General features: G+C 72.2%; 13 protein-coding genes. 7 read left to right on the plus strand and 6 right to left on the minus strand.

What is annotated here, in order from left to right; genetic code table 11:
• Positions 1-175 precede the first annotated feature (175 nt).
• Positions 176-1,153, minus strand: coding sequence for a Bug family tripartite tricarboxylate transporter substrate binding protein (locus tag L2I40_RS08945; RefSeq protein WP_237214556.1), 978 nt, complete (start codon positions 1,151-1,153; stop codon positions 176-178).
• Positions 1,154-1,299: 146 nt separating this feature from the next.
• Between L2I40_RS08945 and L2I40_RS08950 the strand changes: the two genes are divergently transcribed.
• The 3 genes from L2I40_RS08950 to L2I40_RS08960 all read left to right on the plus strand — a co-directional run bounded on the left by L2I40_RS08950 (position 1,300) and on the right by L2I40_RS08960 (position 4,054).
• Positions 1,300-2,109, plus strand: a complete 810-nt coding sequence (locus tag L2I40_RS08950; RefSeq protein WP_237214557.1) for a gamma-glutamyl-gamma-aminobutyrate hydrolase family protein — start codon at positions 1,300-1,302, stop codon at positions 2,107-2,109.
• 350 nt (positions 2,110-2,459) lie between these two features.
• Positions 2,460-3,146 (plus strand): fumarylacetoacetate hydrolase family protein, encoded by a 687-nt coding sequence (locus L2I40_RS08955; RefSeq protein WP_237214558.1) that lies wholly within the window; start codon positions 2,460-2,462, stop codon positions 3,144-3,146.
• A 95-nt stretch (positions 3,147-3,241) separates the two neighbouring features.
• Positions 3,242-4,054, plus strand: coding sequence for an exodeoxyribonuclease III (locus tag L2I40_RS08960; protein WP_237214568.1), 813 nt, complete (start codon positions 3,242-3,244; stop codon positions 4,052-4,054).
• 12 nt (positions 4,055-4,066) lie between these two features.
• Here the strand turns inward: L2I40_RS08960 and L2I40_RS08965 are convergent, their stop codons facing one another.
• Positions 4,067-4,720 (minus strand): HdeD family acid-resistance protein, encoded by a 654-nt coding sequence (locus tag L2I40_RS08965; protein ID WP_237214559.1) that lies wholly within the window; start codon positions 4,718-4,720, stop codon positions 4,067-4,069.
• 122 nt (positions 4,721-4,842) lie between these two features.
• On the opposite strand from L2I40_RS08965, the gene L2I40_RS08970 reads away from it, so the two are divergent.
• From L2I40_RS08970 to L2I40_RS08985, 4 genes are all read left to right on the plus strand, one after another.
• Complete coding sequence (locus tag L2I40_RS08970; protein ID WP_237214560.1) at positions 4,843-5,805, plus strand: tripartite tricarboxylate transporter substrate binding protein; 963 nt, start codon at positions 4,843-4,845, stop codon at positions 5,803-5,805.
• A gap of 132 nt (positions 5,806-5,937) precedes the next feature.
• A complete protein-coding gene (locus L2I40_RS08975; RefSeq protein WP_237214561.1) occupies positions 5,938-6,402 on the plus strand; it encodes a (2Fe-2S)-binding protein in 465 nt (154 codons plus the stop codon).
• Positions 6,399-8,531: a xanthine dehydrogenase family protein molybdopterin-binding subunit gene (locus L2I40_RS08980; protein WP_237214562.1), complete on the plus strand. Its 2,133-nt coding sequence runs from the start codon at positions 6,399-6,401 to the stop codon at positions 8,529-8,531. Before L2I40_RS08975 ends, L2I40_RS08980 begins: the two co-directional genes overlap by 4 nt.
• On the plus strand, positions 8,531-9,481 hold the full coding sequence (locus L2I40_RS08985; RefSeq protein WP_237214563.1) for a substrate-binding domain-containing protein: 951 nt from the start codon (positions 8,531-8,533) through the stop codon (positions 9,479-9,481). The genes L2I40_RS08980 and L2I40_RS08985 overlap by 1 nt, the downstream gene beginning before the upstream one ends.
• A 7-nt stretch (positions 9,482-9,488) precedes the next feature.
• On the opposite strand, the gene L2I40_RS08990 is transcribed toward L2I40_RS08985, so the two are convergent.
• The 4 genes from L2I40_RS08990 to L2I40_RS09005 form a co-directional block, all read right to left on the minus strand.
• The gene (locus tag L2I40_RS08990) at positions 9,489-10,007 is read right to left on the minus strand and encodes a hypothetical protein (protein WP_237214564.1); all 519 of its coding nucleotides are present in this window, start codon (positions 10,005-10,007) and stop codon (positions 9,489-9,491) included.
• Positions 10,004-10,195: a hypothetical protein gene (locus L2I40_RS08995; RefSeq protein WP_237214565.1), complete on the minus strand. Its 192-nt coding sequence runs from the start codon at positions 10,193-10,195 to the stop codon at positions 10,004-10,006. The genes L2I40_RS08990 and L2I40_RS08995 overlap by 4 nt, the downstream gene beginning before the upstream one ends.
• A 336-nt stretch (positions 10,196-10,531) precedes the next feature.
• Entirely contained in the window at positions 10,532-11,563 is a 1,032-nt protein-coding gene (locus tag L2I40_RS09000) for an ABC transporter ATP-binding protein (protein ID WP_237214566.1), read from the minus strand.
• A partial coding sequence (locus L2I40_RS09005) for an ABC transporter permease (RefSeq protein WP_237214567.1) occupies positions 11,564-13,627 on the minus strand: 2,064 nt, incomplete at its 5' end.

The raw sequence follows: 13,627 nt of genomic DNA on the forward strand, positions 1-13,627 counted from the left end.
GTGGCCCCCCGACTACAGCCTGCGCTGCCGCACGACGGGCCGTGCGCTCATCGCTGGCTGCCCCCCCCGGCACCCTGCCGCGGCTTCGCCGCGGCAGGAGGAGCCACGCCGCCCAGGAACGACGCCCACACGGGGCCCCCACGACGGCGCCGCAGGCGCCGTCGTGGGGAACCAATCAGCTGTCGAGACGGATCCCGAGCTCGCGGATCAGCGGCCGCCAGAGCGCGTTCTCGCGGCCGACGAAGGCGTTGAACTCGGCGGGCGATTGCGGGCGGTACTCGATGTCGAGGTCGCGCAGCCGGGGCGCGATCGCCTCCGACTGCATGGCCCGCATCATCTCCTCTGACAGGCGGGCGACGATCGGCGCCGGCGTGCCGGCCGGCACGCTCATGCCCTGCCAGCCATAGGCGACCGCATCGTGGCCCAGTTCGCGCGCGGTCGGGACCGCGGGCGCGAGGCGGGTGCGGTTGTCCGTCAGCGCGACCAGGGTGCGGACGCGGTTGTCGCGGATGAAGGGCGTGCCGGTCGCGGTGTCGATCACCACCACGTCCACGTTGCCGGCCAGCAGGTCGGTCATCGCCGCCGGCCCGCCGCGGTAGGGCACGTGCTCCGCCGCCAGCCCGCTCCGGCGCTTGAGCAGTTCCATCGCCAGGTGGTGCGGCGAGGCGACGGCGGGGGTGCCGTAGGTCGGCGCCCGGTTGCGCGAGGCTGCGAGGAGCGCGGCGAAATCGGCCCAGGGCGCGTCCGGCCGCACCACGACATAGAGCGGGAAGAGCCCGATGAAGCCGACGCCGGTGAAGTCGCGGTCCGGGTCGTAGGGCAGGCGGGCGTAGAGCGCCGGGTTGTAGGTCAGGATGCCGTTGTCGACATGCATCCAGGTGTAGCCGTCGGCGGGGCTGCGGGCGACCGTCTCCGACGCCACGACGGCGCCGCCGCCGGGCCGGTTCTCCACCACCACGTTCTGGCCGAGCCGCGGCGCCATCTGGCCGGCGATCAGCCGGGCGAAGGTGTCGGAAGCCCCGCCGGGCGGGTAGCCGACGATCCAGCGAATCGGCCGGTCGGGCCAAGCCGTCCCCTGGGCCCGGGCCGCCGGGGCGGAGCCGAGGAGGGATGCGCCCCCAAGCGCGCCCAGCATACTGCGACGTCCGATCATTCCGTCCCTCCTCGACGCTGCCCCGATCCTGCTTGGGTTGCGCCCGATGCGCCAGCGCCACGCCGCGTCCAGATATGCGCGAGGCGCCGTGCTGCGCGCGAAACACTGTCTTGATCCTGCCACATCATCGCATGAGATTGGCCAGCATGCGGGCCCTGATCGGCATCTCCTGCTGCAACAAGCCATTCGGGCTGTTCGCCACGCCGAACCACGCCGCCTCCGACAGCTATGTCCGGTGCACGCTCGGCCCGGTCGGCGGTGTGCCGGTGCTGCTGCCGGCCGCGGGCGAGGCGCTGGTGCCGGAAATCCTGCCGCGACTCGACGGGCTGATCCTGACCGGCAGCCGGTCGAACGTGCATCCGGACCATTACGAAGGCCCGGCGCATGCGGAGGGGACGCCCGAGGACCCGCAGCGCGACGCCACCACCCTGCCGCTGATCCGCGCCGCCATCGCGGCCGGGCTGCCGGTGCTGGCGATCTGCCGCGGCTTCCAGGAATTGAACGTCGCCCTCGGCGGGTCGCTCGACCAGCGGATCCAGGACCTGCCGGGGCGGCTGGACCATTCCACCCCATCCGACCAGCGGCTGCCGAAGCTGCGCATCGGCAAGGCGCATGCGGTGCGGGTCGCCGTGGACGGGATGCTGGCCCGCATCTGGGACGGCGCGGGGCTGCCCTGGCGGCCGGAGGGCGTGGCGGTGAACTCGCTGCACAACCAGGGGATCAAGCGGCTCGCGCCGCGCCTGGTGGCGGAGGCCTGGGCGCCGGACGGCACGATCGAGGCGGTGCGGGTGCCCGACGCGCCCGGCTTCGTGGTCGGGGTGCAGTGGCATCCCGAATATGATTGGGAAGAGGACGCGCTGAGCCGTGCGCTGTTCGAGGCCTTCGGCGCGGCGGCCGCGGCCTGGGCGGCGGGCGATCGTCCCGCGAGCGGAATGCCGCGACTCGCCGCGGCCTGACGCCGGCGCTGCAACCGCTGCGCGTGGCGCTTCAACTGCACGCGAACGGGGCGCTTCCCGGGCGTTTTCGTGGCCCTGTCCTGCATTCGGGTTTTGCATGGCGGGCTGTGGACGCGCTATTGTCCACAGGCCGGCCGAATTAAGCCGGCGTGCGATCCGGTTCCCCTGCCGGTTCGCCCGACCATTCCGTACGGAACAAAGACCAGTAGCGCCCGGTCACCCCCCTGACCGGGCGCATTTTCTTTGCAGAGCTGATCCGATTCGGAAAGCCCCTTTCGCGATCTTGCCACCTGCCGCCCAGCCTCTATGACCGCTGGCAGGCCAAGGCTGCCAAGGGGGAACCTCCGCTTATGTCCGATTTCGTCATCGCGCCGCCCGCGGTCCCGTACCTGCCGGTGAAGGGCGGCGGGAAGTTCCCGGTGCGCCGCATCTTCTGTGTCGGCCGCAACTACGCCGAGCACGCGATCGAGATGGGGTCGGACCCCACGCGCGAGCCGCCCTTCTACTTCGCGAAGCCCGCCGACAGCGTCGTCATCGACGGCGCCGACATGCCGTACCCGTCGCAGACCAAGAACCTGCACCACGAGATGGAGCTGGTGGTCGCGATCGGCACCGGCGGCGCGGACATCGCGATCGGCGACGCGCTGAAGCATGTCTGGGGCTGGTGCGCGGGCTTGGACATGACGCGGCGCGACCTGCAGAACGAGGCGAAGAAGACCGGCCGTCCCTGGGACATGGGCAAGGGCTTCGACCACTCCGCGCCGATGGGCCTGCTGGTGAAGCACGACGGGTCCTATGACGGCTCGAAGGGCAAGATCGAGCTGAAGGTGAACGGCGTGGTGAAGCAGGTCTCCGACCTGTCCAAGCTGATCTGGTCGGTGCCGGAGGTGATCGCGAACCTCTCCGGCCTCGTGCGGCTCGAGCCGGGCGACCTCATCATGACCGGCACGCCGGAAGGCGTGGCGGCGGTGGTGAAGGGCGATCTGCTCGAGGGCTTCGTCGAGGGCGTCGGCGAGGTCCGGACGAAGATCGTTTGACCAAGGCGCAGACGTCGAAGGGCGCGGCGAAAGCCGCGCCCGCCACGACGAAAGCACGCGCGGCTGCGCCGGCCGTCGTGGCCGGCCGGCGCCCGCTGCGCGTCGTCACCTGGAACATCAACTCCGTCCGGCTGCGCCTGCCGCTGCTGCAGGACCTCGTCGCGGCGCTCGAGCCCGACGTGGTCTGCCTGCAGGAGACGAAGTGCCCGGACGAGCACTTCCCGCATGAGGGCGCGGCCGCGCTCGGCTTCGGGCATCGCGCGATCCGCGGGATGAAGGGCTACAACGGCGTCGCCATCCTCTCGAAGCTGCCCTTCGCGACGCGCGACGGGCAGGATCCCGACTGGTGCGGCAAGGGCGACTGCCGGCATATCGCGGTGGAGCTCGACGCGCCGGGCGGCGCGCTGGAGCTGCACGATTTCTACATCCCTGCCGGCGGCGACGTGCCGGACCGCGACGCCAACCCCAAGTTCGCGCACAAGCTCGACTTCGTGGCCGAGGCGACGGCGTGGTCGGCGCGGCGTCACGCCGCCGGCGGCTTCCGGCGCGCGGTGCTGGTCGGCGACCTCAACATCGCGCCGCTCGAGCACGATGTCTGGTCGCACAAGCAGCTGCTCGACGTCGTCTCCCACACGCCGGTGGAGACCGAGGCGCTGACCGCGATGCAGCGCGCCGGGCAATGGTACGACGCGCTGCGCCACTTCGTGCCGGAGGACCAGAAGCTCTACACTTGGTGGAGCTATCGCGCGGCGGATTGGCGTGCGTCGGATCGCGGGCGGCGGCTGGACCATGTGTGGGTCTCGCCCGACCTCGCCGGCGGGCTGCGGTCGCACGCGGTGCTGAAGGACGCCCGCGACTGGGCGAAGGCGTCCGACCACGTCCCCGTGCTGGTCGAGGTCGCGACCTGAGGCCTCTCCGCCTCAGGCCTGCGCCGGCATCACATCCGCCGCATGCGGGTCGTTGGCGACCCGCCGGAGCCTGAGGCCGAGCGCGACGAAGAGGATCCCGATCGCCACGGCCTCGATGCCGATGATCCAGATCACCGCCAACAACCCTGGCCCCGGCGCCAACACCAGCCAGATGCCGAGCAGGACGGGCAGCACGCCGAGAAGGCCAAGGAGCGCATTGCCGGTGCGCCAGGCGAGCACGATGCGGGTCACGCCAACGGCGATCGCCCAGGCGCCGACCACAAGAACCAGCGCGAAGGCGGACACGCCGGGCGCCACCAGCACGAAGATTCCGAGCAGAACCGAGAGCACGCCATCGATCGCGAGCCATGTCCGCGACCGGTTCCGCCCTTTGGGATCCGGCCCGCCGCGCAGCGCGTGCACCAGCGATGCCGCGCCGTCGAACAGCGCCCAGGCCGCCAGGAAGGCCAGGATGAAGGCGAGCCCGGCACCCGGAAACACGAACACCAGCACGCCGAACAGGATGCTGAGCACGCCGCGCAACACGAACAGCCACCAGCCGCGCGCCAGTGCCCGGATCGCGTGGAAGCGCTCGCCCTCCGTCGAGTGCGCCGGGCCCGGTGGCGTGCCGGCCGGGGACATGCCCGGTCCCTTCGTCTCGCCCATCCCTGCCTCCTCGCCACGGCGCCGCCGTGTATCAGGCCCCGTTACGCGGCCGGGCGCCTAGGGTTGCCGCGTTCCAGCATCTGGCCGATTGTCCCGCCCAACCACAATGGGGAGAGACGAGCATGATCCGCCGCCGCACCGTTCTCGCCGCGACGCTGGCGCTGCCCGCCGTGGCGCAGGCACAGGCGCCCGCCTGGCCGAACCGTCCGGTCCGCATCGTCGTCCCCTTCGGCCTCGGCGGCTCGGCCGACGTCGCTGCGCGCTTCCTGGCGGAGCCGCTGCAGGGCGCCTTCGGCCAGCCCTTCGTGGTGGAGAACCGGCCCGGCGCCGGTGCGGTGATCGGGACCGACTTCGTCGCGAAGTCCGCACCCGATGGCTACACGCTGCTGCTGATGTCCAACACGCACACGGCGAACGAGACGCTGCTCCCGAACCGTCCGTACCGCCTGATGCAGGACCTGGCGCCGGTCGCCTCGATCAACATCGCGCATCACGTGCTGGCGGTGCATCCGTCCATCCCGGCGCAGACGCTGCCGGAGCTGATCGCGCTGCTGCGGGCCAATCCCGGGCGCTACGACTACGCCAGCAGCGGCCCCGGCACGCCGTATCACGTCGCCGGCGAGGTGTTCCTCGCCATGGCGGGCGTCCAGGCGACCCACGTGCCCTTCCGCGGCTCCAACGAAGCGCGCACGGCGCTGATCAGCGGCCAGGTGCCGATCATGTTCGACGCCATCCCGACCATGCGGGAGCAGATCGTCGGCGGTCGTGTGCGCGGCCTTGCCACCACCGGCCCGCAGCGCAGCCCGCTGATGCCGGAACTGCCGACGGTGGCGGAGACGCTGCAGGGCTATGAGGCCTCGATCTGGCTGGGCCTGATGGCGCCGGCGCAGACGCCGCTGCCGATCCGCGAGCGTCTGAACGCCGAGATCAACCGCATCATGGCGCTACCGGCGACGCGCGAGGCGCAGGCGCGTGCCGGCGCGCAGCCGATGAGCATGTCGATCGCCGACTTCGACGCCTTCCTGCGCCAGGACATCACGCGCCAGGCGGAATACGTCCGCATGGCGCGGATGACGCCCACCTAAGCTCCCCACGACGTTGCTTCGCAACGCCGCCGGGGCCCCGATGGGCGCTGATCCAGCGGCGACGGCTCATCCTGCCGAGGCGAAGCCTCGGCAGGGCACCGGGGGGCCACCCCGCTTCGATAGGTTCATCCGATGGTTCGGTTCGAATTGAACGGCGCCGCGGTCGCGCCTGAGATCGAGGAGGACGCGACGCTGCTCGCGGCGTTGCGCGGGCCGCTCGGCCTGTCGGGGCCGCGCTTCGGCTGCGGCGCGGAGCAATGCGGCGCCTGCGTCGTGCTGCTCGACGGCGCGCCGGTCTTCGCCTGTACGCTGCCCGCCGCGGCCGCCACGGGCAGGCGCGTGGAGACGGTGGAGGGGCTCGGCACGCCGGAGGCGCCGCACCCGCTGCAGCGCGCCTTCCTCGAGCTGCAGGCGGGGCAATGCGGCTTCTGCCTCTCCGGCATCCTGATGGCAGCCGCCGCGCTGCTGCACCGCGTGCCACGGCCGAGCGAAGCACAGGTGAGAGAGGCCCTCGACCCGCATCTGTGCCGCTGCGGCGCGCACAACCGCATCATCCGCGCTGTGCTGCGCGCGGCGGAAGAAGGCGTCGCGGCATGAACCTCGCCTTCAAGGGCATCCCCGAGGACGGCAAGCCCAGGCTGCCCGGCAGCCTGCACGTCAACCGCCGGCTCGACCGCTGGCTGACCTTCCACGCTGACGGCCGCGTCACCATCCGCCCCGGAAAGGTGGAACTCGGCCAGGGCATCCTGACGGCGCTCGCGCAGATCAGCGCGGAGGAGCTGGACGTCGCGCTCGCCCGCATCCGCGTGCAGGCGGCGGCGACGCCCGAAAGCCCCGACGAGGCGGTGACCTCCGGCTCGCTCAGCGTGCAGGAGAGCGGCATGGCGCTGCGCCACGCCTGCGCCGATGCGCGCCGCATCTTCGTCAGTGTCGTCGCACAGCGGACCGGCGTGCCGGCCGAGGATATCGCGGTGCGCGATGGTGACTTCTTGGCGCCCGATGGCCGCGTGCTCGGCTCCTATTGGGCGATGGCGGAGGCGGAGCTGCTGGCGACGGAAGCCTCGCCCGAGGCGACGCCGAAGCCGGCGGCGGATCGCCAGGTCGTCGGCCGTTCCGCGCCGCGGCTCGACCTGCCTGACAAGGTCTTCGGCGCCGCGCGCTACGTGCACGATCTCCGGCTGCCCGGGATGCTGCATGCGCGCGTGGTGCGCCCGCCCTCGCGCGGCGCCGTGCTGGGCGAGCTGCGCGACGGCCCGCTGCCTGGCGATGCGCGCGTGCATCGCGACGGCAGCTTCCTCGCCGTCGTCGCCGCGCAGGAACACCACGCGGAGCAGGCTGCGGAGCGCGTCGCACGCCGCGCGGGCTGGGATGAGCGCGACACGCTGCCCGACGACGCGGCGCTCGAATCCTGGCTGCGCAGCGCGCCGAGCGAACCCATCGAGGTCGCGTCGCGCGAGGCCGAGACGCCGGCGCCCGCGCATCGCATCAAGGCGAGCTTCTACCGGCCCTTCCTGGCGCATGCCTCGATCGGCACCTCCTGCGCCGTCGCGCGCTGGGATGGCGCGACGATGGAGATCTGGACCCACAGCCAGGGCATCTTCAACCTGCGCGCCGACCTGACGAAGGCGCTGCGCCTGCCGGCCGAGGCTATCGTCGTGCGCCACATGGAAGGCGCGGGCTGCTACGGCCACAACGGCGCCGACGACGTCGCGCTGGACGCCGCGCTGGTGGCGCGTGCCAATCCCGGCCATCCCGTGCGCATACTCTGGAGCCGGGCCGAGGAGCTCGGCTGGTCGCCCTTCTCGCCCGCGATGCTGGTGGAGGTGGAGGCGGAGGCCGATGCGGGCGGCACGCTGCAGCGCTGGTCGCAGCAGGGCTGGTCGAACGGCCATTCCGGCCGGCCCGGCCGCGGCAAGGACCCGACGCTGCTCGCCGCCTCGATGCTCGCCGAGCCTTTTCCGGTGCCGCTCTCCATCAACCCGCCGGCCGCGGGCGGCGGCGGCATCCAACGCAACGCGGTGCCGCCCTATCGCGTGCCGGCGCTGGATGTCCGCGCGCATCGCCTGCTGGAGATGCCGGTGCGCGCCAGCGCGCTGCGCGGCCTCGGCGCGCTGGTGAATGTCTGGGCGATCGAGAGCGTGATGGACGAGATCGCGACGCTGGCGGCCGAAGATCCGCTGGCGCATCGCCTGCGCCACCTGGACGACGCGCGGGCGCGCGACGTGCTGTCCGAAGCCGCGCGCATGGCCGGCTGGGCGACGCGCGAGAAGCAGGAGGGACGCGGCTTCGGCCTCGCCGTCTCGCGCTACAAGGGCACCGGCGCCTATTGCGCGGCGGTGGCGGAGATCGAGGCGGCGGAGCGCATCTTCTGCCGCCGTCTCTGGCTCGCCTGCGACGTGGGCGAGGCGATCAACCCCGACGGCATCGCCAACCAGGTGGAAGGCGGCGCGATCCAGGCGACGTCGATGTGCCTGATGGAAGCCGTGCGCCACGACACGCGCACGGTCACGTCGGATGCGTGGGAGCGCTACCCGATCCTGCGCTTCAGCGAGGTGCCGCAAGTCGAGGTCACCATGGTCAGCCGGCCGGAGGCGCCGCCGCTCGGCGCCGGCGAATGCAGCCTCGGCCCGACCATCGCCGCCATCGCCAATGCCATCGCCGATGCGCTCGGCGTCCGCGTGCGCCACTGGCCCTTCACGCCCGACAACCTTTCCCGAGCGATGTGATGCTGACGCTGGCCACCACCCTCTCCGACCGCACGCGCCCCATCCATGACGGGCGGGTGAAGGTCGAAGGCTTCGACATCGCGCCGCTGGCCGGCGAGCCGGAGGAACTGTTCCGCATCGCGATGCAGGAGGCGCGGCACGCGATCACCGAGCTCTCGATGTCGAGCCACATCCTCTCGGTGGCGCGCGGCGACAGCCGGTATGTCGGCATCCCCGCCTATCCCTCGCGCAGCTTCCGCCACGGCGCGATCTACATCCGAACCGACCGCGGCATCGCGCGACCGGAGGACCTGGCGGGCCGCACCGTTGGCGTGCCGGAATACCAGCAGACCGCGGCGCTCTGGGCGCGCGGGATGCTGCGCGAGCAACACGGCGTCGATACGCGCGGCATCACCTGGATCTCGGGCGGCGAGCGCACCGCCATCACGCTGCCGGACGGCTTCACGCTGCGCCCAGTGGCGCCGGGCGACACGCTGGAGGCGATGCTGGCGGAAGGCCGCATCGACGCCTTCATCGGCCCGCGCGCGCCCGCCTGCTTCCTGAACCGCACGGCGCCTGTCGCGCGCCTCTTCCCCGACACGCGCGCGGCGGAGGAGGCGTATTTCCGCGCCACCGGCTTCTTCCCGATCATGCATTGCGTCGCGATCCGCCGCGACGTGGCCGACGCGCATCCCGGCCTGCCCGCCGCGCTGATCCGCGCCTTCGCCGAGGCCAAGGCGATGGCGCTGGCGGAGCTTGCGATGGTCAATGTGCTGCGCGTCTCGCTGCCCTGGATCGCGTCCGAGGTCGAGCGCCAGACGGCGCTGATGGGCGGCGATCCCTGGCCCTATGGCTTCGCGCGCAACCGCGACGAGCTGGCCGCGATGTGCCGGTACGCGCAGGAAGATGGCCTCGCCGCGCGTGCCGTCGCGCCGGAGGAACTGTTCCACCCCTCCGTGCTCGGCGCCTGATCCGCGCCTACCGCGCTCCGGCGGCGTCGCGGATCCGCTCGATCCGCAGCTCGCCCTTGGCACCCCAGCCGGAGACACCCTCGCGCACCTCCGGCCGGAAGGCCTCGTAGAGCCGGAAGCCGAGGCGGTTCAGCTCCTCGGGCGGCAATGACTGCGCCAGCGCGCGCATCGCCGCATGCACCTCCTCGAGCCGCTTGCCGAAGGCGCGCTCGACGTAGCGTAGGGCAGGTTCGTGCGGGCTGGGTCGGCCTTCGCCATCCGCTGCGCGCAGCGACCCATCGGCAGCCGTCAGCACCGGCACCGCGTGGCCCAGCAGCTCCACGCTGCTGCGCGGCGGCACCGGCGCGCCGCTCCGCGCGGCGTCATCCTCCGCGATGCCGAGCCGCCTGGCCTTTGCGCGCGCCGCGGTGCCTGCGACGGCGCTGGCAAGGCTCAGCGCCGTCTCGGGCGGGTGGCCGAGCCGCTCCGCGACAACCGCGGCCCAGAGCGTCAGCACGGGCGCGCGGTTGACGCGGACCGGCGTCACCGCCGCGCCATGCCCTTGCGGATCTCGCGCTCCACCGCGCTGCGCTCCGCCGAGCCGATGCGCCGGATGATCTCGCGCACGATCGCGGGGGAGATGCGATGGCGCTTCGCCAGATACGTCACCTCCTCCTCGATGCGCGCGGCCTCGGCCGGATCCTGGGCCGTCGGGCCGGTCTTCGTCTGTGCCATGGCTGTCCCGCCTGTGGCCCGCAAGACGGGCCGATGGTTGTTGCGTTGCAGCCAAAGCGCGCCGCACCCGGCGCGCGTTGCATGTCACCCGCAACCGGATTGCGGGGACCTGGGCGCCTGGATGGCGCTCAACTGACCGGGGAAGCGCGGCGCAGCGAGGGAGGCTCTTTGCCGCCCGAGGCCGCCTGCGCACGGATCGCGTGATCGCCCCCGAGGGTCAGGCCCACGCGGCCGCCGCCACGTGGCTCCCCGGCGTGCGCAGTATAGCCGAAGTCGCCGCGGACGTAATTGCCGGCCGCCCGGTGCGACCGCGCCCCCGCGATCGTCGGGCCGAGGTCACGCCCGCAGCGGGATGACCCGTTCCAGCCGGCACGCCACCGCCTCGCCGGGCGCGAAGGCGGGCGCTGCAGCCGGGGTGACGACGAAGAGCATGCCGGCGGCCGTCTCGATCTCGTATTCGCGCGTCTGGCCGAGGAAGGCGGCGCGCTGGATGCGGCCGGGCAGCCCGTTGCCGGCCGCAGCGAGCGTCACCGATTCCGGCCGCACCGCGAGTTGCGCGGGGCCGACCGGGTGGTCGCGCATCTGGGTGGCCAGCGCGACGCCGCCCAGCGCGACCTGGCCGGGGCCCAGCACCTCGCCCTGCAGCACATTCGCCTCGCCCATGAAGTCGGCGATGAAGGCGTCGGCCGGATCCTCGTAGAGTTCGTTCGGCGTACCCATCTGCGCGATCTTCCCGGCGCGCATCACGCAGACCAGGTCGGAGACGGCCAGTGCTTCCTGCTGGTCGTGGGTGACGTAGACGACCGAGAGGCCGAGGCGCCTCTGCAGGTCGCGGATGTCCTCCCGCACGCGGCGGCGCAGCCGCGCATCGAGGTTGGACAGCGGCTCGTCGAACAGCAGCACCTTCGGCCGCAGCACGAGCGCGCGGGCGACGGCGACGCGCTGCTGCTGGCCACCCGAAAGCTCGGAGGGCAGGCGGTGGCCGAGGCCTTCCAGCCCGAGGGTCTTCAGCATGGCCAGCGCATCGGCCTCGGCCGCAGCCTTGCGCGCGCCGGCCACGACGAGGCCGTAGGCGACGTTCTCCAGCACGTTCATGTGCGGGAAGAGCGCGTAGGACTGGAACACCATCGCGATGCGGCGCTCCGCCGCGGCGAGCCGCGTGACGTCCCGCCCCTCGATGGTGATGGAGCCCTCGGTCGGCAGTTCAAGCCCGGCGACGAGGCGTAGCGTGGTGGTCTTGCCGCAGCCCGACGGACCGAGCAGCGTGACGAGCGCACCTTGCGGCAGGTCGAAGCTCACCTCGTCCACGGCGCGGACGGTGCCGAAGGCCTTGGTGACCCGGTCGAAGACGATGGCGCTGTCGGACATTCAGGCTCCCGCTCTGACCGGCACCGCGGCCGGGGCGTTGCGCGCGACCGGTGTCTCGGACGAGGCGCGGCGGCCGATCTGCGCGCGGCCGACCAGCTTCTCGATCGCCAGCACGACGGCCAGCATGATGAAGATGAGCACCGTGGAATAGGCGATGGCGAGCGCGATCTCGCCGGCCTCCACGCGGCCGACGATGTAGACGGTGGCCAGGTTGTGCTGGGCGGAGACGAGGAAGATCACCGCGGAGATCGCCGTCATCGCATGCACGAAGCTGAAGGCCAGCGCCGTGACGATGGCCGGCCGCAGCAGCGGCATCACGACGCGGCGCAGTGTGTCGAAGGCGCCGGCACCCATGGTCGCGGAGGCCTCGTCGAGCGACTTGTCGATCTGCGCCAGCGCGGCGATGCCGCCGCGCACCCCGACCGGCAGGTTCCGGAAGACGAAGCAGAGGATGAGGATCAGCGCCGTTCCGGTTAGCTCGATCGGTGGCACGTTGAAGGACATGACGTAGGCGACGCCGACCACCGTGCCCGGGATGGCGAAGGACAGCATGGTGACGAATTCGAGCAGCCGCCGCCCGCGGAAATCCTGCCGCGCGATCAGCCAGGCAAGCAGGATGCCGAGCGCCGCCGTGATCGGCGCGGCGACGGCGGCGACCTGGATGGTGGTCAGCAGGCTGTCCCAGGCGGCGCCGCGAAGTGCGAGCCCGTCGTGCCATTCCAGCTCGAAGGCGGTGATGATGTGCCGCCAGGTGAAGGTCATGTCGCCGCGACCGATGTCGCGGACGAAGGCGCCGACCAGGATGATGCCGTAGACGATCGCGGTGAAGGCCATCCAGGGCCAGACGACGAGCGAGGCGCCGATCTTCAGCCCGCGCGGCAACGGCGCCGGCACGCCGGAATCGCCCTTGCCCGTCACCGTGGTGTAGCGCCGCTTGCCGAGCCACCAGGCCTGCAGCGCGAAGGCGCCGAAGGTGAGCGCGAGCAGCAGGATTGCCAGCGCCGCGGCGCGGCCCGGATCGTGCCGCGCGCCGGCGATGGCGAAGAAGATGCGCGTGGACAGCACGTCGAAGTCGCCGCCGAGCACCAGCGGGTTGCCGAAATCCGACAGCGATTCGACGAAGCCGAGCAGGAAGGCCGCGGCCAGCGCCGGCTTCAGCAGCGGCCAGGTGACGGTGCGGAAGATGGTGAAGCGCCGCGCGCCCATCGTCGCCGACGCCTCCTCGAGGCTCGGCGAGATGGCGCGCAGCGCGCCGTCCAGCAGCAGGAAGGCGATCGGCGCCTGCGCCAGCACCTGCGCCAGCAGCACGCCCGGCAGGCCGTAGATCCAGCGGCTGCGCGGGATGTCGAACCACTCCCACAGGAAGACGGTGACGATGCCGGTGCGGCCGAACAGCACGATCAGCGCCATCGCCACGACGAAGGGCGGCGTGATCAGCGGCAGGATCGTCATGGCGCGGAACAGCGGCGCCGCGCGCACGCCGCCGCGCACCGCCAGCAGCGCGAAGAAGAGGCCGATGGCGGTCGAGATGACGCCGGTCAGCGTCGCCAGCAGCAGCGTGTTCCACACCACGCCGCAGCCCTGGTGCGTCGCGATGCAGGCGAGGCTCCAGGCCTCCGGCGCCGTCAGCCGCTCGGCCAGCGCCTCGGGTGCGAAGCGGTCGCCCTCATAGACCGCGGCCAGCAGGATGGTGGCGAGCGGCGCGAAGACGAAGAGGAACAGCAGCAGCGCACTGCCGGTGACGAGGAAGGCGATGAAGGCGTCGGCACGGAAGGCGCCGCGCGCCGCGAGGCCGGCGGAGAGCAGCCCGGTCGCGCCGGTCAGCACCAGGAAGGCGCCCCAGCCCAGCGCAGGTTGCGGCGGTGGGTCGCCCAGCAGCGGCGCCAGCCACTCCCAGTCGAGGCCGCGCAGCCCGATCGCCTCGCCCATCACGAAGGTCCAGGCGAGGATGCCGGCTCCGGCCCCGACCAGCAGCGTGCCCTGCGCGCGGCCGCGTGCGAGCGGGACGGCGGCCGCGGCCAGCAGCAGCGCGACGGGCCAGAGCCACCAGCGTGCGCCGCTCAG

Origin of the sequence: Falsiroseomonas oryziterrae (assembly GCF_021864505.1) — a bacterium.
Taxonomy (GTDB): domain Bacteria; phylum Pseudomonadota; class Alphaproteobacteria; order Acetobacterales; family Acetobacteraceae; genus Falsiroseomonas; species Falsiroseomonas oryziterrae.